The sequence below is a fragment of the Corynebacterium sp. HMSC059E07 genome, from assembly GCF_001814395.1.
GTDB lineage: Bacteria > Actinomycetota > Actinomycetes > Mycobacteriales > Mycobacteriaceae > Corynebacterium > Corynebacterium hesseae.
Genome location: NZ_KV816274.1, coordinates 124,338 through 147,270 on the forward strand (window position 1 = coordinate 124,338; position 22,933 = coordinate 147,270).

A 22,933-nucleotide genomic window follows, 5' to 3' on the forward strand; every position below is an offset into this window, starting at 1 on the left:
TAATGATAAAAGAAACTCGCCCCGATTGTGTGACTTGGCTCGCAGCTTCGGTTTTAAGCCGAGAGCGTGCCCTAGGCGTAGGTCGTGTTGACCTTCTCCACGAGGGTGAGGACATCGTAGGTCGCCACAATCTCATCCTCCTGGTTGTAGAGCACGGCGTCCCAGCACACCTCGCCGTAGTCATCGGTCACGCGCGGGGTGATGCGCTTGGCGGTCAGCTCCACGCGGATGGAATCGTCATAGGTCACCGGCGTGATGAAACGCAGGTTTTCCAGGCCGTAGTTGGCCAGGACCGGGCCCGGTGCCGGTTCCACGAAGAGCCCTGCGGCCCAGGAGACCAGCAGGTAGCCGTGTGCCACGCGGCGCGGGAAGAAGGGGTTGGCCGTTGCGGCCTCTTCGTCAGTGTGGGCATAGAAGGTATCGCCGGTCTTCTCCGCGAACTCGAGTATCTCTTCGAGGGAGACGTGGCGCAGATCAGAGGCGAACTGGTCACCGATCTGCAGTGTTGCCAGGTCCTTGCGGAAGGGGTGGGTGCCCTGGCCACTGTCGACGTCCGCGCGGGTGACGCGCTGCACGGCGGCGCCGCGGTGCCACTGGCCGGTGATGGCGGTGAGGTGATCCGGGGTTCCCTGAACTGCGGTGCGCTGCATGTAATGCAGGATGCCGCGCACACCACCCAGCTCCTCACCGCCACCGGCGCGGCCCGGCCCGCCGTGCACGAGGTGCGGAAGGGGAGAGCCGTGGCCGGTGGAGGTCTTTGCATCATCGCGGTCGAGGAAGTGCAGGCGGCCGTGGTGGGCGGCGATGCCGAGGGCAAATTCGCGGGCGAGCTGGGGATCGTGCGTAATAACGGAGGCGACCAATGAGCCGGAGCCCAGGGCGGCGAGCTCGACAGCCTCGGCGGGGGAGTCGTAGCCCAGGAAGGAGACGACGGGGCCGAAGGCCTCGGTGTCGTGGACGGCCTGGGCACGGTTATCGGCAAAGCGCAGGATAGTGGGGTTAAAGAAGGCGCCCTCGGCCTCCTCTCCGCCGTAGGCAACCTCACCGCCGCCTGCCTTGAGCTTCTCGACGGCCTCCGCGACGTCCGCCTTCTGATCCGCGGAGACCAGCGGGCCCATGGTGGCGGAGGCATCACGCGGATCACCCACGACGACCTTGTCGCGCAGACGTGCGCTGAGGGCTTCGATGGTGGCGTCGACAAGCGCATGCGGGACGATGGCGCGGCGGATGGCGGTACACTTCTGGCCTGCCTTCGAGGTCATCTCGCCGAAGACCGCCTTGACGAAGGCATCGAATTCCGGGGAATCCGCGGTAACATCTGCGCCGAGGATGGCGGCGTTGAGGGAGTCCGCCTCCGCGCTGAACTGGATGCCACCCTCGATGACGTTGCGGTGTGCGCGCAGCGTATTCGCTGTATCGGCAGAGCCGGTAAAGGCTACGTGATCGCGGTAATCCAGGTGATCCAGCAGGTCACGAGCGGAGCCGGAGATGAGCTGCAGGCTGCCCTCCGGCAGGATTCCGGAATCGATCATGAGGTGCACGCAGGCCGCGGTGATATAGCCGGTGGGCGTAGCGGGCTTAACAATGGAAGGCACGCCCGCGATGAAAGCCGGGGCGAATTTCTCCAGCATGCCCCAGACGGGGAAGTTGAAGGCGTTGATCTGCACAGCGACGCCGGGGATGGAGGTGTAGATGTGGCGGCCAATGAAGGAACCGTCCTTGGAAAAGACCTCTGCCTCGCCATCCGGCATGACGGTGGAATTGGGCATCTCGCGGCGGCCCTTCGAGGAGAAGGTGAACATGGTGGAAATGCCGCCGTCGATATCGACGAAGTTATCGCGCTTATTAGCGCCAGCCTTGTTGGCCAGTTCGTAGAGCTCTTCGCGGTGATCTTGGAGATAGATCGCCAGCTCCTTGAGCTTGAGGGCGCGCTCGTGGAAGGTGAGCTTCTGCAGCCCTTCGCGCCCGGTATTGCGGGCGTAATCGATGGCGCCGGCGATGTCGAGGCCTTCGGCGCTAACTAGGGCGACGACATCCCCGGTGGAGGCGTCGTGCACGTCCGCAACGCGCGAAGGGTTGTCCGGGGTGAGCCACTGGCCGGAGAGATAGCTGGGGACGAGGGCTTCAGTCATAGCGAAAAGTTTGGCCTTTCCATTAGTTTCCGAACGGTTGGTCAGTAAATACAGGCTAGTATAGTCTGCGTCACATTTCTAGGATTAAGTAAGGAGCACGGCATGGCCGCAGAGGTATGGAAGATTCAGTTGGGTGAGCTGGACAAGAAGATGGGCGTAGAAATCCTGGAAGAGTCAGCCGAGCGGGTGGTGGCCACCATGCCGGTTGAGGGCAACACCCAATCCTTCGGGCTGCTTCACGGCGGCGCGATGGCCTGTCTCGCTGAGGCCGTCGGCAGCTGGGCGGCGGTGATTCACGCCTCGACGCTGGGCAAGGTCGCTGTCGGCGTGGACATCAACGCGACGCACCACGCCTCCGGGCGCTCGGGTCAGGTCACGGCGACGGCCACCGCTATCAAGCTGGGTATGACGCTGTGCTCCCACGAGATCGTCATTACAGATGACGAGGGGAGGAGACTGTGCACGGCGCGTATCACGAATGCGTTGATTTCCCCTAAAGCGGAAGGGAAGTAAGGGAGTCCGTAAATAAAGCGTAAAAATCGGGGTCAAGGGGTGTAAAGATGCCGCAAATAACCCGTAGGTCTAGGGGGGAGCGGGCCTAACGTCAATGCTCGGCAGGTGCTCACCAGCACCGGCGCTCGATGCTCTGGGGCACCGGGCACACCTTGTATTGCTTTCACCCAAGGGGGTCTCTCCCACATGTTGGACATTCTGGTCATCGTGATCGTGGTCCTTACATTTAGCGCTCCCTCCGCCATCAACGAGTTTATGGACGGAGACGCGTAAATCATGAACACCATCACAGCGGTTATCGGGCTCATTATTGTTGTCGCGCTCGTGGCCTATCTCATCATTTCTCTTATTGACCCGGAGCGTTTCGCATGATCGCCAGCATTGTGGCGGTAGCACCGCAGTACCTCGCCCTCTTTGCCCTTCTAGCGGCGGCTTATGTGCCGCTTGGTAACTGGATGGCTCGTACCTATACCTCTGAAAAAGACTGGGCTGTCGAGCGCCTCATATACAGAATTTTGCGGGTTGACCCCAACCGGGGCCATAACGCCAAGAACTACACTCGTGCGCTGCTGGGCTTCAGCCTGGCCTCCGTCTTGGTTCTTTACGCAGTGCAGCGGCTCCAAGCAGTGCTGCCAAGCTTTGGCAACGCCCGCGAAGACGCAGTGGAGCCGTGGATGGCCTTCAACACTGCGGCCTCCTTTACTTCCAACACCAACTGGCAGTCCTATTCCGGCGAAGACACCCTGACCAATGCTTCGCAGATGCTGGGCCTGACCGTACAAAACTTTGTCTCGGCTGCTGTGGGCATGTGCGTGGCTGTTGCGTTGATCCGTGGCATCGGCCACCTGGGTTACCAGCGCGACGTGGCGGCAACGCAGGATGGTCAGAAGCTCATAGGTAACTTCTGGGTGGACCTCACCCGTGGTCTGGTTCGCATCCTGCTTCCCCTGTCACTCATTATCTCCACCGTGCTCATCCTTGGCGGAACCATGCAAACCTTTGGATCCAACCTGGTCACTGACTCTGGCGTGGATATCTCCCGTGCTCCTGTGGCCAGCCAAGAAGCTATTAAGCTGCTGGGCACCAACGGTGGTGGCATCTTCGGAGCTAACTCGGCGCACCCGTTTGAGAATCCAACGGGCTTTACCAACCTGGTGGAGATCTTCTCCCTGCTCGTCATCTCTTTCTGCATGATTCGCACGTACGGCGTGATGCTTAAATCGCAGAAGCACGCGTGGACGCTGCTCGGCGTTGCCGGTGGTCTGTGGACCGTGATGGTTGTCTTAGTGACCTGGGCACAGCACACCCTCGTCGGCGGTGCTTCCCAGTTGGCAGGCGCCAACATGGAAGGTATCGAACAGCGCCTTGGCATTGACGCTTCGGCATTGTTCGCCGTGTCCACCACGGGTACCTCGACGGGTGCGGTGGACTCCATGCACGATAGCTATTCCCCGCTGGGCGGCGGCTTGCTCATCCTCAACATGCTGCTGGGTGAGATCGCTCCAGGCGGTGTGGGCACTGGCCTCTATGGCCTCTTGATTGTGGCCATCCTAGCAGTGTTCATCGGTGGTCTCCTGGTAGGCCGCACACCGGAGTTTATGGGCAACAAGATTGGACGCAAGGAAATTTCGGCAGTCAGCCTCTACATCCTCACCATGCCGGTTCTAGTCCTCGTGGGCGTCGGAGCCTCCGTGGCGCAGCGCAAGCTTGTCGAGCTATCTGCAACCAACTTCGGCGCGCCGGGCACAGCGGACAATGCGCACGGCCTCTCTGAAGTGCTTTACGCGTTTACCTCCGCGGCCAACAACAATGGCTCGGCTTTTGCAGGTCTCACGGTGACTGAGCCCTGGTGGCAGATCACGTTGGGCTTGGCCATGCTGTTGGGCCGCTTCTTGCCCATCGTCTTCGCCCTATACCTAGCCGGAAGCCTGGCAGGGCAGAAGCGCCAGGCCACCACTGCCGGCAGCTTGCCCACGTCCGGCATCACCTTCTCCCTGTTGACCATCGGCGTCATCCTGCTAGTCGCAGCACTCACCTTCTTCCCCGTCCTCACCCTGGGTCCCATTTCGGAGGCACTATCATGACAACCCCTACCATGACCGCTGAGCAGGTCAAGGCTCCTCGCACAAAGACTGCGGACAAAAACAGCGGTCTTGCCGCTGCGGCGCTGAAGGCGCTGCCGAGCAAAATGTCCCCGCTTGCCCAAGCACGCAACCCCGTGATGTTCGTCGTGTGGGTCGGCGCCGCACTGACTACGGTGTGGTCCATCATCAACCCCAGCTTCTATGGATGGGTCGTGACTATATGGCTGTGGTTCACTATCGCCTTCGCGGCCTTTGCGGAGGCTTATGCCGAAGGCCGCGGAAAGGCCCAGGCCGACAGCCTGCGCTCTGTGCGTGATGATGCCACTGCCAACCTAATAACGGACTCCGGCATTGAGGTGGTCCCTGCGTCTGAGCTCACGAGAGGCTCTATCGTGCGAGTGGAAGCCGGGGAGACCATCCCGGGTGACGGTGACGTCATCGAAGGTGCCGCTACCGTCGACGAGTCTGCTATCACGGGTGAATCGGCTCCCGTCGTCCGCGAGGCCGGCGGTGACCGCTGCGCCGTGACTGGCGGCACCGTGGTGCTCTCTGACTCCATCAAGGTCAAGATCACCTCTGAACCGGGTTCCACTTTTGTGGACACGATGATTGCTCTGGTGGAAGGAGCCGAGCGCCGCAAGACTCCGAATGAGATTGCGCTGAGCATCCTTCTTTCCACGCTGACTATCCTCTTCCTCATCGCCGTGACGGCTTTGGCTCCCATGGGTTTGTTCACCGGCGCTGAGTTGTCCCCGCTGTCCCTCGTCGCGCTGCTGGTATGCCTCATCCCGACGACCATCGCCGCACTGCTATCCGCCGTGGGTATCGCCGGCATGAACCGCCTCGTTCGCCACAACGTTCTGGCCACTTCCGGCCGTGCGGTGGAAGCAGCCGGTGACGTCGCCACGCTTCTTATGGATAAGACCGGCACCATCACGTACGGCAACCGCCAGGCCACGGGCCTGATCGTGGCTTCGGGTGTGAACGAACGTGAAGCTGCAGAGATTGCACGCATTTCTTCCCTGGCGGATGAAACCCCGGAGGGCCGCTCCATCGTCTCCTGGTTGACGGAGAACTACTCTCTGTCTAGCGAGGGCGACGCGGAAGCTCGGAAGGCTGAAGTCATCCCGTTCAGCGCTTCTACCAGGATGTCTGGTCTCGACCTGGCTAACAGAAAGCTGCGCAAGGGCGCGGGCGACGCCGTGCGAAAGTGGGTAACTGAGGCAGGCGGCGCGTGGCCGCAAGAGATCGAGGATTCAGTAACCCAGATTGCGCAAGACGGCGGTACCCCGCTGCCAGTTGCCGTGGAAGAATCCGATGGCAGCCGCAAGGTGATCGCGGTGGTGCAGCTGAGTGACGTCGTCAAGCCCGGCATGGCCGAGCGTTTCGCCGAGCTGCGCCAGATGGGTATCAAAACCATCATGGTCACCGGCGACAACCCGCTGACCGCCGCGGCCATTGCTAAGGAAGCCGGTGTCGATGACTACATCGCCGAGGCCACCCCGGAAGATAAGCTCGCCCGCATCCGCGAAGAGCAGGCGCAAGGCCGCATGGTGGCCATGACCGGTGACGGCACCAACGACGCCCCGGCCCTGGCGCAGGCGGATGTGGGAGTAGCCATGAACACTGGTACCTCCGCGGCGAAGGAAGCCGCCAACATGGTGGACCTGGACTCTGATCCGACGAAGCTTATCGACGTCGTTCGCATTGGTAAGCAGCTGCTGATCACCCGTGGTGCGTTGACCACCTTCTCCTTGGCCAACGACTTGGCAAAGTACTTCGCCATCCTGCCGGCGCTCTTCTCCGCGCAGTTGCCGCACTTGGAACGCCTCAACATCATGCACCTGCATTCGCCTGAGTCCGCCATCGTGTCTGCGGTGATCTTTAACGCGCTCATCATCGTCGCGCTCATCCCCTTGGCGCTCAAGGGCGTGTCGTATAAGCCAGCCTCCGCGTCCTCCCTGTTGCGCCGCAACCTCGGTATTTGGGGACTAGGCGGCGTGATTACCCCGTTCATTGGCATCTGGCTCATTGACCAGGTCGTCTCCCTCCTCCCAGGCCTCTAAAGAGAACCTGCAAAGAAAAAGGAAGAACAATGCGTGTTTATCTGCGTAACCTCATTGCCGGTTTTGTCGCCGTGCTGCTCTGCGTCGTAGCACTCGGCATGGTCTATCCGGCGGCTGTGTGGGCCATTTCCCGCATCACACCGCAGTCCGCCGACGGCAATCTCATCTACCAAGGAGAGTGCCTCGTGGGCTCTACCCAAATCCAAGACGGGGTGAGCGAGGGCCCCTACTTCTTCCCTCGCGCCGAGGGAATGAGTAACTACGGTACGAGCAGCACGGAGCTGGAGAAGAACATCCAGGAACGCCGCGCCGCTATTGCCCAGCGGGAAGGCGTAAGCGAAGACCGTGTGCCTGCCGACGCCGTCACGGGCTCCGGTTCCGGAGTGGATTCCGGTATCAGCCCCGTGTACGCCGAGCTGCAAGCTCCGCGTGTGGCTCGGGAGCAGGGCATCAGCGTGGAAGAGATGGAAAAGCTCATCGCCGAGAACACGGAGCATGCCAGCCTCGGGTTTCTAGGCGAAGACACGGTCAATGTGACAACTCTCAATATGTCGTTGCCCACGCCTACTCCCTGTTCATAAAGATCAGCTCATAAGATGAAGCAATGTTGACCGAAGCAACTGCGCCGTCCTCGCGCACCAAACGCGGCACCTTGAAGATTTTGTTGGGCGCCGCTCCCGGCGCGGGCAAAACCTGCGCCATGCTTAGTGAGGCGCACACGCTGATTAACCAAGGCCGTGACGTTGTCGTCGGCATTGTGGAAGACCACGGTCGCGCATATACGAAAGCCTTGTGCGAGGGTTTGGAGATCATTCCGCGACGCACCGTTGACGGTCTGTCCGCCGGGGAGTTGGATACCTTTGCGGTCATCACGCGTAAACCTGACATTGTCCTTGTCGATGAGTTTGCCCACTCCAATCCTCGCGACGAAGAGCACGAGAAGCGCTGGGAAGACATCGAAGAGATTCTGGATGCCGGAATCGACGTTATCTCGACTCTCAATATCCAGCATCTGGAGAGCCTCAACGATGTTGTTAAGCAGATTACTGGCATCGCACCGCAGGAAACCGTGCCGGATGAGGTAGTGCGTGCTGCGAATGAAATCGAGTTGGTCGACGTCTCCCCGCAGCTTCTGCGCACCCGGCTTAGCGACGGACACGTGTACCGCGAAGCACGCATCGAACCTGCACTCAACAACTACTTCCGCGTGGGAAACCTCACCGCGTTGCGCGAGTTGGCACTGCTCTGGCTGGCAGATCAGGTTGATGAAGCACTCATTACGTATCGCTCGGATCAAAAAATCACCGATACGTGGGAAGCACGTGAGCGGGTAGTTGTGGCCATCCAAAACGTTGCCCATGCTGAGACCCTGATCCGGCGCGGGCGGCGCATCGCGACGAAATCTTCGGCGGAACTGCATGTGGTCCACGTCGTTTTTGGTGATTCCTTCACGTCGCGTTCCTCTTCGGTGGCGGGATCGGCGCAACAACTTGCCCGGCTGCAGACCCTGGCCCACGATGTGGGTGCGCGGCTGCACCAGGTTACTGGGGACTCCGTGCCGGAAGCTCTGCTCAACTTTGCGCGAAGCGTCAACGCTACCCAGCTTGTTGTCGGGGTGTCGCCGCGGCGGCGTTTCGGCGTGCACTGGCACAGCACGGTAGCAGAGACAGTACTGCGCGAATCCGGCTCGATTGACTGCCACCTTGTCAATCTTCCCCCGGAAAAGCCGCTTCCGCTCACACGTATGCTGCATCCTTTCCGGCCCTTCCCGCAGCGTGCAATCGCGTGGCTTAGTTCAGCGTTGGCCTTCGTCGGACTCACTGCGTTGTTAGTGCAGGCTGACGGCCAGGACTTGGGAACAGGTACCTGTTCTGCGTTCTACTTTGCACTCATTCTGCTTGTCAGTTTGGTGGGTGGCCTGTGGCCGGCCGTGGTGGTGGCGGTGGCTTCCGGTTTGGCGGTCAATTGGTTTTTCACCGAGCCAATCCATACCTTCGACATCGCCGATCCCGCTAACGCTGTCATCGCCGTGGTCATGGTGGCTATCGCTCTGGCAGTTGGCATTCTTGTGCGCCGCGCCAAGATTGAGCGGGCGAATGCAGCTGTGGCTGCGCGTGATGCTGAGCTGCTTACGGTGTTTTCCCGTGCCGCGTTGAATCGCCGTGCAGATTCTTCCCCGAAAGATGCCGTGATGCGCAAGGTGGGGGAGGCATTCAATTGTCGTCGAGCGGAGCTGTTGGATGACAACGGTGACGTCCTTGCCACCTGGCGCGCAGTTAGCCCCGAGCGCACTTCGAAGCACCTTCATATTCCCGAGAAAGTGCGCCATGAACAGACAGTGGACACCGTTGTGGCGAGCGAAGATGGGACGGTTCAGCTTCGTCTTGCGGGCCCGACTCTGTCTGCCCGGGATCGTGGCCTTGTCACCGTGGTCGCGGGCTACCTCGCGGGTATTGTTCGCCGCGAAAAGCTTTCTGCTGAGGCCGCGCGCGCTGATGCGATAGCCGCTGCAGACGAGCTGCGACGAGCACTGCTGTCGAGTGTGAGCCACGATTTGCGTACTCCGTTGGCAACGGCCAAGTTGGCGGTGTCGTCATTGCGTAATGCCGACATTGAATTCACTCCCGAGGACCAAGATATGCTTTTGGCAGAAACTGCGGCGAGCATCGAGGAACTCACCGGGTTGGTCACCAATTTGTTGGATTACTCCCGGCTTACCGCTGGAGCAATCACCGCTCGCCACGACGTCGTCGAGGTGGCAGAGGTGGCTCATCGTGCCATCGCTTCCTGCGCCTTTGGGCATTCCCCGGAGCAAATTGGGCGCATCCATCTGGACCCTAGTGTGCGTGGAGTTACGTGCTGCGCGGATGCAGCCCTCATGGAGCGTGTCTTGGCCAATCTCTTTGATAACGCCCTGCGTTATGCGCCGACTGGCCAGGTGAGGATGAGTGCTCAGACTATCGCCGAACAGGTGGAACTGATTGTCGGCGATGAAGGACCGGGTATCCCGCCGGAGAAACAGAAGGAACTGTTCCAGGCGTTTCAGCGTTTGGGTGATACCAGCAACGACAACGGAGTGGGCCTTGGCCTTTCTGTTGTTCAAGGCTTTGTGGAGGCCATGGGCGGTAGCATCGAGGTAGCTGCCACCCCGGGCGCAACCTTTATTTTGCGGTTTCCCGTCGCGGGAGGAGAACAAAAATGACGACGAAGAAAACTAGCATCGCCATCGTGGACGATGACCCGCGTCTGCTCAACACACTGAGCATTAATTTCAAGGCTCGGGGCTACGAGGTTCACCCAGCACGTACAGGTGCTGAGGGACTGCAGGTGGTGTCACAGCAGCAGCCAGACGTAGTCATCTTGGACATGGGGTTACCGGATATGGACGGAACCGTCGTGTTGGAAGGAATCCGCGGATGGTCTGCAGTACCGGTGATCATCTTGACGGCACGCTCTGATCCGCTGTTCAGCGCCGCAGCTCTCGACCGCGGCGCGGACGACTACGTCACCAAGCCCTTCTCTATGGAGGAGCTTCTGGCCCGCGTGCGCGTGGCGCTAAGACATGGTAGCCCACAGAGTCCAGTGAGGCGCACTGAGACCGCTGTGGTACGCGCCGGGGACGTTCTGATCGACGTTCCGCGCCATTCCATCACTAAAGACGGTGAGCCGCTGCACCTGACCCCCACCGAGTGGGGCGTGCTCACCACGTTGCTTCGCGCCCACGGCGGCTTGGTACGCAAAGAGGATCTGCTTTCTGAAATCTGGGGTCCAGGCTTTGAGGGGCAGGGGCACTACCTGCGTATTTACACCTCCCAGTTGCGCCGCAAGCTAGAGGATGACCCAGCTAATCCCGCCTTCCTCCTCACGGAGCCCGGCTTGGGGTACCGCTTCGTGGTGCCAGAGCCGGGCGCGGGAGGGAGTGGCTACTCGGAGTAGTTGTAGAAGCCCTTGCCGGACTTGCGGCCCAGCTCGCCGCGCGCGACCATGTCGCGCATGAGCTGCGGCGGGCTAAAGCGCTCACCCAGCTGGGATTCAAGGTATTCGGCGATGCCGAGGCGCACATCCAGGCCCACGATATCGGTCAGCTCCAGCGGGCCGATGGGGAACTTGTAGCCCAGCACCATGGCGTTGTCGATATCGCGCGGTGAGGCCACGCCTTCCTCCACCATGCGGATAGCCTCAAGCGCGATGGCCACGCCGAGACGAGAGGAAGCGAAGCCAGGGGCATCCTTGACCACTACGGCGGTCTTACCCAGGCCCTCGACCCAGCCCTTGGCGGTGTCCACGAGCGCTTCCGGGGTGGACTCGGCAATAACCACTTCCACCAGCTTGGAGGCCGGGACCGGGTTGAAGAAGTGCAGGCCGATGACGTCGTTGGGGATGCTTTCCGCCAACTGGGATACCGACAGCGAGGAGGTATTGGTGGCGACGACGGCCTGCGGGGCCGCCTCAGCAATATCCCTAAAGGCGGCCACCTTGAGATCCATCGACTCCGGAACTGCTTCAATCACGAGGTCGAAGCCAGCAAAGGCGGAGGCAGTGGTGGACAAGCTGAGACGCTCATCCCAGGATTCGAAGGTTCCTTCCGCGCCGCGGTCGAGGGAGCCGCGGATGGCCTTGTGCACGCGCTCGCGGGCGGCGGCCACGGCGTCATCGTTGATATCCACCACGGTCACGGACGCGCCGGCGGCCAGGAAGGCGTGAGCGATGCCTGCGCCCATACGGCCGCCGCCGAGCACGCCGACCTTGGCAGGAACCTGCAGTACTGAGGACATGAGTTGAATCTCCTTGTGAGTGGAAGGTTTATTTCTTGCGGTCCAGGAAGGCCTGCATCCGCTCAAACTTGGCGGGGGACTCAAAGAGCACGGCCTGGGCGATGTTATCCACCGCCGGGTGCGCTGCATCTGGCATGGCGATGAGCTGCTTGGTCAAGCGCACGGCGAGCGGGTCCTGCTGGGCAATGCGCCCGGCTAGTTCCAGGGCGCCGTCGACAAGCGCATCCGGCTCATGCAGCTCGCTGACCAGGTGGTTGGCTAGTGCCTCCTCGCCGTTGAGGATGCGCCCGGCCAGCAGGATTTCTTTCGCCAGGGGCGTGCCGACGCACTCCTTGAGGCGCCAAGTAGCACCCGCAGCGGCGGCAATACCCAGGCCGGCTTCGGGCTGTCCAAACTTGGCAAAGGGGGTGGACACGCGGAAGTCAGCGGCCAGCGCTAGCTCCAGACCGCCGCCGAGGGCGTAGCCATCCACCGCCGCGATGACGGGGGCCGGCAGTGAGGCGATGCGGTGGAAGATGCCGGAGTTGATGCCACGGAGGGCATCCTCGCGGCGGCGCTCACGAAGCTGCGCGATGTCTGCCCCGGAAGCGAAGATCCCGCGTGGGCCCTTCGGGGTGTCCACCGTGCAGCCGGTTATGATGAGGATGCGGGGATCGGACTCGAGCTGCGCGCAGAGTTCGTGGAACTCCGTCACCATCTGCTCATCGATGGCGTTGCGCACCTCGGGGCGGTTGAGCTTGGCGACGACGATGCCATCCTTCTCGCCGCACGTTGAAATCTCAATGGCAGTAGTCATCTACACCCTCTCAATCGCAATCGCGGTGCCCTGGCCCACGCCCACGCACATCGTGGCGATGCCGCGGCTCAACCCGTCCGTCTCTAGGCGGTTGAGTAGGGTCAACGTGATGCGGGAACCGGAGGAACCCAGCGGGTGGCCCAGCGCGATGGCGCCTCCCCACGCGTTGACCTTGTCCTCATCTAAGCCCAGCTCACGGATGCAGGCCAGTGACTGAGTGGCAAAAGCTTCGTTGAGCTCGACGGCGTCCACGCTGTCGAGCTCCCAGCCGGCGCGCTCCAGCACGTCGCGGGTCGCCGGGATGGGGCCGGTGCCCATGATCTCCGGGCGCACACCGCGCGCGGAGTTGGCCACCACGCGGGCGCGGGCGGTCAGGTTGTGCTTCTTGAGGGCTTGCTCGGAGGCGACAATGACGCAGGAGGCGCCGTCGTTGAGCGAGGAGGCGTTGCCCGCCGTGGTGACATCTCCCAGGGAGGTCACCGGGCGCAGCTTTGCCAGAACCTCCATCGTGGTTCCTGGACGGGGGCCTTCATCGGTATCGACCACGGTGACGTTGCCCTTGCGGTCAGTGACCTCGACGGGCACGATCTCCCGGGCGAATTTGCCGGCTTCGATAGCGGCGAGCGCGCGCTCCTGGGAACGCACAGCGAAGGCATCGGCCTCCTCGCGGCTAATGCCGAAGACGTTGGCTACTTCCTCGGCGGTCTCCGGCATGGAGTAGGTCATTTTCTCCTGCTCCGCGAACTTCGGGTTGGCAAAGCGCCAGCCAATGGAGGTATCAAAAACCTGGCCTGGCTTGGCAAAAGGCTTGCTTGGCTTCTCCATGACCCAGGGAGCGCGGGACATGGATTCGACGCCACCGGCGATGACGATATCTGCTTGGCCGGATTCCACGAGGGCAGTGGCCAGGGCAATCGAGGACATACCTGACGCGCACAGGCGGTTGACCGTAATGCCCGGAACGGTGTCCGGGAACCCAGCGAGCAGCCAGGACATGCGGGCAACGTTGCGGTTCTCCTCACCGGCGCCGTTGGCGTTGCCGATGATGACTTCATCCACCGCGGAGGGATCAAGGCCAGCCTCCTCCACCGTTTTCTTGATGGCGGTGGCCATGAGGTCATCTGGGCGAACCGAGGACAGTGCGCCGCCGTAGCGGCCCACGGGGGTGCGGAATCCGGAAACGAGGTAAGCGGTCATGTTTTTCCTTAACTAATTCGTGTGTACTGCGCTTTATGAACTGCGTGCTGCGCTGGTGGTCTAACGTCCGTGGAAGACCGGCGGGCGCTTCTCGTTGAAAGCAGCGAAGCCTTCGTAGTAGTCCTCGGTATCGCAGAGTTTGCCTTGAGCGATGTTCTCGGCATCGACGCTGGCCCACAGCCCAGTGCCGTTATCGCGGATGTCCTGGACCAGGGTGCGGCTGGTGAGGAAAGCCTGGGTGGCGCCGTGGGCTGCGCGCTTGGCGACGTCCCGAGTGAACCCCAGCAGCTCCTCTGCCGGGACTGCGCGGGAGAAGAGGCCCGCGCGTACTGCCTCCGCACCGGAGATGAGATCGCCGGTGATGATGAGGTCCATCGCGCGGTGCGTTCCTAGACGTTCGACGAAGAGGGAGTGCCCGCCCGAATCCAGGGTGGCGCCCAGGTTGGCAAACGGGGAGCCGAACTTGGCGTCTTCGGCGACGTACACGACGTCACAGGCCAAGACGAGGCCGAGGCCTACGCCCAGGCAGGGCCCGTGCACGGCGGCGAAGGTGGGGGCGGGGAAGTTATCGATCTTTGTGAGCACCGGGGTAACCACGCCCGCGAGGTAGGCGGTGGCGTCGTCTTCGCGCGGGTTGAGCCCCTTGATGTTGCGGCCGGCGCAAAAGCCCTTGCCTTCGCCGCGCAGTATGAGCGCGCGGGGGCTAAGCTGCGCGGCCTCATCGAGTACGCGGGAGAGCTCGGCGAGGTCTTCTTCCGCGAGGGAATTGAGGGCCTTGGGGTTGTTGAGTACGAGCTCGACGACTCCGGCTTCGGCGTCGTGATGCAGGTCGATCATGTGTGTTACTCCTAGGCGTCAAAGTCGAGGACGATGTTCGGCGTGGTGGGGCGCGACTGGCAGGTCAGGATGTAGCCGGCCTTGACCTCATCGGCCTCCAGCGCGTAGTTCTCCGCCATGTCGACCTCGCCCTCGACCAGCTTGGCGCGGCAGGTGCCGCACACGCCGCCGGCGCAGGCGAAGGGGACGTCGGAACGCACACGCAAGGCGGCGTTGAGCAGAGACTCATTGGCAGAGACCGGGGATTCAACGGAGCCGGAGAGACCATCGAGCTGGAAGTTGATGGTGACGTTATCGCCTTCCGGATCGACCTCCACGTGGCGGCCAGCCTGGTTCTGGTCTCCGGAGGGCTTGCCGGTGGTAAACAGCTCGTAGCGCACGTCCTTCTCACCCACATTGCGGCCGGCCAGCTCATCGCGGACCAACTGCACCAGCTCGAAGGGGCCGCAGAGGAACCACTCGTCGACAGTGTCCGTGCGCACGACGTTATCCAGTAGAGTCTGGAGTTTTTCAGCATCGATGCGCCCAGAAAACAGCGGATTGACGCGCTGCTCGCGGGAGAGGACGTGGTGGACGGCAAAGCGCGTAGGGAACTTATCCTTGAGGTCACCGATCTCCTCGGCGAACATGACGTCGCCGCCGCCCTTGTTGGCAAAAATGAGCTCGAATGTGGTGTCGGGGGAGGTGTGGAGCACGGTCTGGGCGATGGCCATGATCGGCGTGATGCCGGAGCCCGCTGCAATGGCCACGAGGTGTGGGTTCTCCAACTTCTCCAGCTCTTCGCGCACGGCCTCGGGGTTGTTGAGACCGGTCAGGTGGGTCTTCGAGGTGAACGCGCCCTGCGGGTTCATCACGTCCATGGTGTCGCCGGGCTTCAGAGTGTCGTTGGCCCACGTGGAGAAGACGCCACCGCGGTCACGCTTGATGGCGACGCGCAGGATACCGTCGCGCGGCACATCGCAGATGGAATAGGAGCGGCGGACTTCGTGGCCGTCGATAGTCGCCCGCAGGGCAACGTACTGGCCGGGGATGTAGTCATAGTCGTCTTGCAGCTCCGGAGGGATGGCGAAGGAAACCTCCACGGAGTCCTTAGTCAATGCACGCACGTCGGACACGGTCAGGGTGTTGAACGTGGCCTTCTTCTTTGCGGGGGCAGACGGGGTCGTGGTCATTAGTGCACCTTGAAGTAGTCGAAGGGTTCCAAGCAGTCCTGGCAGTTGTAGAGGGCCTTGCAGGACGTGGAACCGAATTGGGCAAGCTTACGAGTGCGGCGGGAGCCACAGTGGGGGCATTCGATGGCCGGCGGCGGTCCAAGCGTTAGCGGGATGGGACCTTCTGGCGTGGCCCGGGTTTTCCCGGAGGGAGGGGCAATGCCATAGTCCTTGAGGTTTTGCCGGCCGGTCTCCGTCATCCAGTCGGTAGACCACGCGGGCTGGAGCACGAGGTCAACGCGTACCTTGGCGTAGCCGGCATCCGCCAATGCTTTGGTGATGTCCGCCGTGATGTGCTCCATGGCGGGGCATCCGGAATAGGTCGGGGTAATCGTGGCCACCGCGGTGTCGCCTTCGAGACGAGCATCTCGGAGGATCCCAAGGTCAGCGATGGAAATGACAGGGATTTCCGGATCGGGCACCTCGGCGGCGACGTCCCACACGTGGGCGTCGTCAGGCTGCGTGGGGCGCAGCGGGTGGGATTTGTCTGTGATGGACACGATGAAACCTTGGTCCTTTCCTTTTCTTTACCACGTCGCGCCGGGGTGCTGGCGCGCCAAGGATTGCATCTCTGCGAGGATGTAGCCGCGGTGCTCGGAGAAGCGTCCAGTGCGTTGCCCGGAGCGCGCCTGCTTGACGTCCGGGATGGCTAGGCCAGCCTTGTCCAGGACATAGGCGATGCGCTCATCAAACTGTGCGCGCAGGCTGGAAGGAAGAACGGCGATGCCTTCTGCCGCGAGCTTCTCGTGGAGCGGGAGGTCCTCGAAAAGCTCGTCGAGGTAGGGCCACATGTACATCAGGCCCTCCGTGATCCGGCGGTGGGATTCCTCGGTACCGAGACCAAGACGCAGAATCCACTGGTTGGCGTGGTCGATGTGGTACTCAACTTCCTTGATGGCCTTGGCCGCGATAGCTGCCAGCGTCTCATCCTTCGACTCCAGCAGGGCGGTGTAGAGCCCGTATTGGTAATAGGAAAAGAGCAGCTGGCGGGCGATGGTGTAACCGAAGTCCCCGTTCTCCTGTTCGACGAGGCGCGCGGAGCGGAACTCCTCCTCGTTACGGAAGTAGGCCAAATCATCCTCGGTCTTGCCCCATGCGGTACCGGCGTAGGTCAGTAGGAAGCGGGCGTGCCCGATGAGATCGAGGGCGATGTTGCCCAGTGCGATGTCCTCTTCCATCTCTGGTGCCCGCGAAATCCACCAACCCAATCGCTGGGCCAAGATGAGGGCGTCATCGCCCAACATGAGGGCATAACGCGCGGTGTCCTCGGGGGCGACTGCGCCGGAAGCGGCGATGTCTTCTGCGGTGATGCCGTTGCCCTGCGATTGCTTGGTCGCAGAATCGGCGGCTGCAAATCCGGTCACAGGTGCGGCACTCCTTCCGACTTGTCGTAGTAGGTGGCGTGGCGGTAGCTCTTGCCCTGCGGGGATTCGAAGAATCCGCCCTTGGAATCGGGGTCGGAGGAGGCGATGGCCTCGCTGGGCACGACCCAGACGGAGGTACCTTCGTTGCGTCGGGTGTAGAGATCGCGGGCATTACGCAGGGCCATCGTGGCATCCGGTGCATGCAGCGAGCCGGCGTGGACGTGGGAGAGGCCGCGGGAGGAACGTACGAAGACCTCCCACATGGGCCAGTTAGAGCTAGACATGGAATTTTCCTTAAAGTGTCGAGGCTGGTTGGGCGGTGTGCTTGGGCTTAGGCGATAAGCGAGGTATCAGCCGAGTGGTGCTTCTCCGCGTAGGCCGCGGCGGCTTCGCGGACCCAGGCGCCGTCGGCATGTGCTTGGCGACGCCGCTGCATCCTCTGCACATTGCAGGGACCCTCGCCCTTGATGACGGCCTTGAATTCGGACCAGTCGAGCTCGCCGAAGTCATAGTGGCCGCGCTCCTCGTTCCACTTCAGGTCCGGGTCCTCGAAGTGCAGGCCAAGGGCCTCGGCCTGCGGGACAATCATGTCCACGAAGCGCTGGCGCAGCTCGTCATTGGAGAAGCGCTTGATGTTCCACGCCATGGACTGCTTGGAGTTGGGGGAGTCATCGTCGGGCGGGCCGAACATCTGCAGTGCTGGGCCGTAGAAGCGGTTGATGGCTTCCTGCGCCATCTGCTTCTGCTCTGGCGTTCCGTGGGAAAGCTCGTAGAGGATCTCCCAGCCCTGGCGCTGGTGGAAGGACTCTTCCTTACAGATGCGAACCATAGCGCGGCCATAGGGTGCGTAGGAAGCACGGCAGAGCGGAACCTGGTTGCAGATAGCGGCGCCATCCACCAGCCAGCCGATGGCTCCGATGTCGGCCCACGTGCGCGCCGGGTAGTTGAAGATGGAGGAGTACTTGGCGGTGCCGTCGAGCAGTTGCTGCACCAGCTCGTCGCGCGGCGTGCCCAAGGTCTCCGCGGCGGAGTAGAGGTAGAGGCCGTGGCCGGCCTCATCCTGCACCTTCGCCATGAGGATGGCCTTGCGCTTAAGCGACGGTGCGCGGGTAATCCAGTTGGCCTCCGGCTGCATGCCGATGATTTCGGAGTGTGCGTGCTGGGAAATCTGGCGCGTCAAGGTCTTACGGTAGGCAGCCGGCATCCAGTCGGTGGGCTCGATGCGGGAGTCTTCGGCGATGAGCTCGTCGAAGTGCTGCTGTGCTTGTGCGTCATCCGCAGCCGGGACGGCGGCGAGTGTCTTTTCTGATGGGGTCATGGGAGGAATCGTTCCCTCTCTGCTCAGTGTCGGCTCGGTGATACTTACTGACTGGTTGGTCAGTATATGGGTCAGGTGTGAGCTATGTCAACCATGTTTGTGAGCTGTGCCCTATTTTCGAGTGAATCGCTGATAGGTCTATAGCTGTGCTTTAGGAGTTTCGGTTCTGCGGCTTAGCGGGAAGAACGCGAAATGTGCCGCGGAATTCGGCGATGGGCTTTCCCTTGATGCTGAGGGTGACATCGACGACGCCATTGCGCCCCCAGGCTTGGCGGGTTATCCCGACGCCATCAACGACGTCTCCTTCGAAGGCGGGGGCGATGTAGTGGATTGAGTTGTGCGCGGCGACGGCCAACTCGCCACCGGAGTTGCAGGCGCCGGCGAAGATGGAATCGGCGAACATGTACAGATAGCCACCCTGTGCTGTGCCATGCCCATTGCACATCTCTGGGCGGATGGTGAAGTGCCCTTCGCATTTGCCGAGGTCCAACGTGGTAATTCTCGCGCCAATTTCCGCGGTGGCTCGGTCGTCATCGAACATGGCGCGCACGTGGGCAAATTCGGGGCCTTCCGCGACGCCGGGGGCGAGGATGGGGTGTTCGGTGCTCATGGGAATTTCTCCTTGGGAAGGGTCTTCCGCAGTGCTACCGAGGGAGCAGGTAAAGGGGTGTGGTGGCTCACTAGTCTAACGGCGCCCGGGGCTCTCTGCTTGAATGGAATGCGTGAATAAAGAGAAGTCCATCGCTCAGGGCGCGGTCCGTGGCCGCCCCGGCTACTCCCGTGAAGATGTCATTCGTGCAGCTGTCCGCGCTTTTACTGCCCGCGGTTACGACGCCACGTCGATGGATAACGTGGCGAGTGAATTGGGGATCTCCAAGTCTGCGCTGTATCACCACATTTCTTCGAAGGAAGAGATCTTGGAGCTCACGGTGGTCCAGGCGCTGAAACGCTTGGAGACGGTTGCGGAAGATATGGCGGCGGCCGATCTCTCGGCGGGGGAGAAGGTACGTGGGCTGCTGCGTGGCTCGATTGAGGTGCTGTGCTCCGATCCGAAGTCCGTTGCGCTCTTGCTCCGATTGCGGGGCAACTCCGAGGTAGAGCGTTCCGCGCTTGAGCGCCGTCGGGTGTTGACGCGTTCTGTGATTCCGCTGGTGGAGGAAGCCCAGGAAGAGGGTGCTATCCGCTCCGACATTGAAGCCCCGCTGTTGACGCGCATGATTTTTGGAATGATCAACTCGACGTCCGACTGGTACGAGCCGGAGGGGCGAATTGATGCCGAGGAGCTGGCCAACACGTTTGAAAGTGTTGTTTTCAGCGGCCTAGCGCCGCACGCAATGAAGTAGCTCCGAACCTGCGTTTCGCCCCAGCGTTGTCGCTCAATTCGGGGGTGGGGGCTTCTTTTGCGTGTGAAACCGCCGTGGCCTGCATAGATGTGCCGTGGTTCAAAAACTTGGTGCAAATGTGTTGTCTATCACCGCTGCGGTCTGTAGTGTACGTCACAAGACTTACCTAACCGAACGGTAAGTAAGTATCGCACATGTTGTGCGTTGTCCCAGCTAACCAACTTCTTGCAGCACTTTCGAGGGAGCTTAAAGGGTGTGGTTCCCCTCTCCTCGAAATGAAAGGCAAATGACGTGACCGCAACGTTTGACATTTTCTCCGACCACCACGGCCCCCAGATGGGCATTGAGTACGCTTCCCGCGATGAAATCATCGCGCTGCAGACCGCACGCGCGAAGAATGAGCTGCGCCACGCGTACTACAACGTCCCGCACTACCGCCGTGCGTTCGATGAGAAGGGTGTTCACCCGGATGACTTCAAGGAGCTGTCGGACTTTGCGCAGTTCCCGTTCACGGATAAAGAAACTCTCCGTGCGGAATACCCCTTCGGAATGTTTGCCGTAGGCCAGAACCAGATTTCGCGCATTCACGCCTCTTCCGGTACCACCGGACGCCCGACCGTCGTGGGCTATACCGAAAACGACGTGCGCATTTGGGCGGAGCTCGTAGCTCGTTCGCTGCGGGCAGGTGGCCTGCGAAAGAGCGATAAGGTGCAGATTACGTTCGGCTATGGTCTTTTCACTGGCGGCCTGGGTGCCCACTACGGCGTGGAAGCCTTGGGCGCTACGGCAATTCCTACCTCCGGTGGCCAGACGGAGCGTCAGATCCAGATCATGCAAGACTTCCAGCCGGACGCGATTCTGGGCACCCCGTCCTACGTGCTCAACCTCCTTGACCGCATGCGTAAGGAAGGCCTGGACCCGCGCGAATCCTCCCTGCGCGCCGGCGTCTTTGGCGCTGAGCCCTGGAGCGAGGGAATGCGCCGCGAGCTCGAGGAAGGCTTCGGCATCACGGCCACCGATATCTACGGCCTCTCCGAGGTGATGGGCCCTGGTGTGGCTCAGGAGTGTGTTGAGACCAAGGACGGACTGACCGTCTGGGAAGACCACTTCTACCCGGAGATCATCGATCCCGATACCCTCCAGCCGGTGCCGGATGGCGAGTACGGCGAGTTGGTCATCTCTTCCCTGACGAAGGAGGCCTTCCCGATCATCCGCTACCGTACCCATGACATCACCCGCTTGCTCCCGGGCACTGCGCGTTCGATGCGTCGCATCGACCGCATTTCCGCTCGTAACGATGACATGATCATCCTGCGCGGCGTGAACTGCTTCCCGTCGCAGTTCGAAGAGATCATCACCGAGGACCGCGTGCTGCGCCCGCGCTACCAGTGCGTGCTGAGCAAGCGTGGCCGCATGGACCACCTCACCCTAGTGGTTGAGCACTCCTCGGAGGCAACCCCTGATCAGGTCGACGCTTCTGCCCAGTGGCTGAAGAAACAGATCAAGGAGCGCATCGGCATCACCGTAGGTGTGGAAATCACTGACCATGTCGATTGCGGTGAGGGCAAGGCAAAGAGGATCGTCGACAACCGCGATAAGTAGTCCGTTCTCGGCCCTTCCGGCGCGTCTTAGCTCAGCATTTGTCCCTTTTTCACTGGCTTAACTGTATCCACCGTGCTTCTGCACCCATAGAGAAAAGAATCCCGCTATGTCTGCACCAGTCACCCAACAGCCTGCCCAAGGGCCGGGAATCACCACAGAGCACAAGCGTGTGCTCGCTGGTTCGATGGTCGGTACCACTATTGAGTGGTTCGACTTCTTCATTTATGCCCAGGCCGCCGGCCTGATCTTTGCTACCCAGTATTTCGATCCGGTCTCCAATGAAAGCGCCTCGCTCGCGCAGATCATCTCCTGGGCTTCGCTGGGCATCTCCTTCCTCTTCCGCCCACTCGGTGCAATTCTGGCCGGTCACTTGGGTGACCGGCTTGGCCGCAAGCCAGTCCTCGTGGTCACGTTGGTTGGCATGGGTCTGGCCACGATGTTGATGGGTGTGCTGCCGACCTATGCATCCATCGGCATGGCGGCGCCCATTTTGCTGGTGGCTCTGCGCATCCTTCAGGGCCTTTCGGCTGGTGGCGAATGGGGTGGTGCAGCGATGCTGTCGGTGGAACACGCACCGCAAGGAAAGCGAGGACTGTTCGGCGCTTTCCCGCAGGTGGGCGTGCCTCTTGGTATGTTCCTTGCCACCATTTTCATGCTGGTCCTCTCCACTGTCCTGACCCCAGAGCAGTTCGTTGCATGGGGTTGGCGCATTCCATTTCTGTCTTCTGTGGTGCTCATTGTCCTCGGCTACCTCATTCGCCGAGCAGTAGAAGAGTCCCCGGCTTTCGCGGAAATGGAAGAGCTGAAGGAAAAGTCCTCCGCACCGCTGGCAGTCCTGTTCAAGGGGCACTTGGGAACCGTGATCAAGTGCGCGCTCATCTTTGCCGCTAACAACGCTATCGGCTACTTCGTCATCGCCTACTTCACTGCTTATGGCACGAAGGTCGTGGGCTATACGCGCCCGCAAGCCCTAGCCGTTGCCCTCATCGCGTCTGTCGGTTGGTTCTTCGGAACGCTGTACTTTGGCCACCTGTCTGACAAGATTGGGCGCCGTACGACATTCATTGGTGGTTACATCGTCTTGGCGCTCTACATCACCCCGGTATTCCTTGCGGTCGATTCCGGCAATGTCATGCTTTTCGGCGCGGCCGTGTTCCTCCTTGGCGTCATCTTGGGCGCGAGCTATGGCCCGCAATCGGCGATGTACGCGGAGATGTTCCCGGTGAAGGTGCGCCTGTCAGGCGTGTCCATCGGCTATGCCTTCGGCTCCATTATCGGTGGTGCTTTCGCCCCGATGATCGCGGAGATGCTTTACACGAAGTTTGAGACCTCCATGGCCATCGCTGCTTATGGCGTCGCGATTTCGATTGTCTCCCTCATCGGTGTGCTCGCCGTTCCCAAGGGGATTCAAGACCGCGATCTGCACGTATAGTCGCGCGGCTTCTTCCCCCGTTACCCTTCATCGCTTAGCTTCCTTCCGGGACCCCATCGTTTCGGGCAGGGGCTAGGCGTTGAAGGGTTCTTAGTTTTCGGCTCCTGACCATGGGTTGAGTCCGGCTAGATGCTAAAAAATAAAAACTCAAAACGGTACCTATAGGTTGGCAGGTAGGCTAAGATTCTCGCTAATACTCGTCGTACGCGGCCCGTATAAACAATTCCTGCGGTCTTTTGTGTGCGCGATATTTGCTCAAGAAG

The 22,933-nt window shown here is 61.3% G+C and carries 21 protein-coding genes; 10 read left to right on the forward strand and 11 right to left on the reverse strand.

Going from position 1 to position 22,933, the window contains the following annotated elements; genetic code table 11:
• Window positions 1-71: 71 nt before the first annotated feature.
• Window positions 72-2,132, reverse strand: coding sequence for a phenylacetic acid degradation bifunctional protein PaaZ (gene paaZ / locus HMPREF2967_RS01060; RefSeq protein ID WP_070684586.1), 2,061 nt, complete (start codon window positions 2,130-2,132; stop codon window positions 72-74).
• Window positions 2,133-2,234: 102 nt separating this feature from the next.
• Between paaZ and HMPREF2967_RS01065 the strand changes: the two genes are divergently transcribed.
• From HMPREF2967_RS01065 to HMPREF2967_RS01095, 7 genes are all read left to right on the forward strand, one after another.
• Window positions 2,235-2,645, forward strand: coding sequence for a PaaI family thioesterase (locus HMPREF2967_RS01065; RefSeq protein WP_070684589.1), 411 nt, complete (start codon window positions 2,235-2,237; stop codon window positions 2,643-2,645).
• 276 nt (window positions 2,646-2,921) lie between these two features.
• On the forward strand, window positions 2,922-3,017 hold the full coding sequence (gene kdpF, locus HMPREF2967_RS01070) for a K(+)-transporting ATPase subunit F (protein WP_039672809.1): 96 nt from the start codon (window positions 2,922-2,924) through the stop codon (window positions 3,015-3,017).
• Window positions 3,017-4,729 carry a potassium-transporting ATPase subunit KdpA gene (kdpA, locus tag HMPREF2967_RS01075; RefSeq protein WP_369816010.1) on the forward strand — a complete coding sequence of 571 codons (1,713 nt, stop codon included), beginning with the start codon at window positions 3,017-3,019 and terminating at the stop codon, window positions 4,727-4,729. Before kdpF ends, kdpA begins: the two co-directional genes overlap by 1 nt.
• Window positions 4,726-6,795 (forward strand): potassium-transporting ATPase subunit KdpB, encoded by a 2,070-nt coding sequence (gene kdpB, locus HMPREF2967_RS01080; RefSeq protein ID WP_070510099.1) that lies wholly within the window; start codon window positions 4,726-4,728, stop codon window positions 6,793-6,795. The genes kdpA and kdpB overlap by 4 nt, the downstream gene beginning before the upstream one ends.
• Before the next feature lie 29 nt (window positions 6,796-6,824).
• On the forward strand, window positions 6,825-7,376 hold the full coding sequence (locus tag HMPREF2967_RS01085; RefSeq protein WP_070561857.1) for a potassium-transporting ATPase subunit C: 552 nt from the start codon (window positions 6,825-6,827) through the stop codon (window positions 7,374-7,376).
• Between the two features lie 23 nt (window positions 7,377-7,399).
• Window positions 7,400-9,997 (forward strand): ATP-binding protein, encoded by a 2,598-nt coding sequence (locus HMPREF2967_RS01090; RefSeq protein WP_070684593.1) that lies wholly within the window; start codon window positions 7,400-7,402, stop codon window positions 9,995-9,997.
• Window positions 9,994-10,731 carry a response regulator gene (locus HMPREF2967_RS01095; protein WP_070561854.1) on the forward strand — a complete coding sequence of 246 codons (738 nt, stop codon included), beginning with the start codon at window positions 9,994-9,996 and terminating at the stop codon, window positions 10,729-10,731. Before HMPREF2967_RS01090 ends, HMPREF2967_RS01095 begins: the two co-directional genes overlap by 4 nt.
• Here HMPREF2967_RS01095 and HMPREF2967_RS01100 read toward each other — a convergent pair.
• The 10 genes from HMPREF2967_RS01100 to HMPREF2967_RS01145 form a co-directional block, all read right to left on the reverse strand.
• Window positions 10,719-11,570 (reverse strand): 3-hydroxyacyl-CoA dehydrogenase family protein, encoded by an 852-nt coding sequence (locus tag HMPREF2967_RS01100; RefSeq protein WP_070561852.1) that lies wholly within the window; start codon window positions 11,568-11,570, stop codon window positions 10,719-10,721. The genes HMPREF2967_RS01095 and HMPREF2967_RS01100 overlap by 13 nt on opposite strands.
• Window positions 11,571-11,598: 28 nt before the next feature.
• A complete protein-coding gene (locus tag HMPREF2967_RS01105; RefSeq protein ID WP_070684595.1) occupies window positions 11,599-12,366 on the reverse strand; it encodes an enoyl-CoA hydratase/isomerase family protein in 768 nt (255 codons plus the stop codon).
• Window positions 12,367-13,563: a thiolase family protein gene (locus tag HMPREF2967_RS01110; protein WP_070684597.1), complete on the reverse strand. Its 1,197-nt coding sequence runs from the start codon at window positions 13,561-13,563 to the stop codon at window positions 12,367-12,369.
• A gap of 60 nt (window positions 13,564-13,623) precedes the next feature.
• Window positions 13,624-14,400, reverse strand: coding sequence for an enoyl-CoA hydratase/isomerase family protein (locus tag HMPREF2967_RS01115; protein ID WP_070684599.1), 777 nt, complete (start codon window positions 14,398-14,400; stop codon window positions 13,624-13,626).
• 11 nt (window positions 14,401-14,411) lie between these two features.
• Complete coding sequence (gene paaE, locus HMPREF2967_RS01120) at window positions 14,412-15,572, reverse strand: 1,2-phenylacetyl-CoA epoxidase subunit PaaE (protein WP_070684601.1); 1,161 nt, start codon at window positions 15,570-15,572, stop codon at window positions 14,412-14,414.
• A complete protein-coding gene (gene paaD, locus HMPREF2967_RS01125; protein ID WP_070684603.1) occupies window positions 15,572-16,111 on the reverse strand; it encodes a 1,2-phenylacetyl-CoA epoxidase subunit PaaD in 540 nt (179 codons plus the stop codon). Before paaD ends, paaE begins: the two co-directional genes overlap by 1 nt.
• A 27-nt stretch (window positions 16,112-16,138) precedes the next feature.
• Window positions 16,139-16,975, reverse strand: coding sequence for a 1,2-phenylacetyl-CoA epoxidase subunit PaaC (gene paaC / locus HMPREF2967_RS01130; RefSeq protein WP_070561840.1), 837 nt, complete (start codon window positions 16,973-16,975; stop codon window positions 16,139-16,141).
• Entirely contained in the window at window positions 16,972-17,259 is a 288-nt protein-coding gene (gene paaB, locus HMPREF2967_RS01135) for a 1,2-phenylacetyl-CoA epoxidase subunit PaaB (protein ID WP_039672784.1), read from the reverse strand. Before paaB ends, paaC begins: the two co-directional genes overlap by 4 nt.
• Window positions 17,260-17,306: 47 nt before the next feature.
• Window positions 17,307-18,293 carry a 1,2-phenylacetyl-CoA epoxidase subunit PaaA gene (gene paaA, locus HMPREF2967_RS01140; RefSeq protein WP_070561838.1) on the reverse strand — a complete coding sequence of 329 codons (987 nt, stop codon included), beginning with the start codon at window positions 18,291-18,293 and terminating at the stop codon, window positions 17,307-17,309.
• 151 nt (window positions 18,294-18,444) lie between these two features.
• Window positions 18,445-18,903: a hotdog fold thioesterase gene (locus HMPREF2967_RS01145; RefSeq protein ID WP_070684605.1), complete on the reverse strand. Its 459-nt coding sequence runs from the start codon at window positions 18,901-18,903 to the stop codon at window positions 18,445-18,447.
• A 112-nt stretch (window positions 18,904-19,015) separates the two neighbouring features.
• Between HMPREF2967_RS01145 and HMPREF2967_RS01150 the strand changes: the two genes are divergently transcribed.
• The 3 genes from HMPREF2967_RS01150 to HMPREF2967_RS01160 all read left to right on the forward strand — a co-directional run bounded on the left by HMPREF2967_RS01150 (window position 19,016) and on the right by HMPREF2967_RS01160 (window position 22,670).
• Window positions 19,016-19,636, forward strand: coding sequence for a TetR/AcrR family transcriptional regulator (locus HMPREF2967_RS01150; RefSeq protein WP_232770558.1), 621 nt, complete (start codon window positions 19,016-19,018; stop codon window positions 19,634-19,636).
• A gap of 336 nt (window positions 19,637-19,972) precedes the next feature.
• Entirely contained in the window at window positions 19,973-21,238 is a 1,266-nt protein-coding gene (locus HMPREF2967_RS01155) for an AMP-binding protein (RefSeq protein WP_154736235.1), read from the forward strand.
• A gap of 106 nt (window positions 21,239-21,344) precedes the next feature.
• The gene (locus HMPREF2967_RS01160) at window positions 21,345-22,670 is read left to right on the forward strand and encodes an MFS transporter (RefSeq protein WP_070684609.1); all 1,326 of its coding nucleotides are present in this window, start codon (window positions 21,345-21,347) and stop codon (window positions 22,668-22,670) included.
• Window positions 22,671-22,933: the final 263 nt, after the last annotated feature.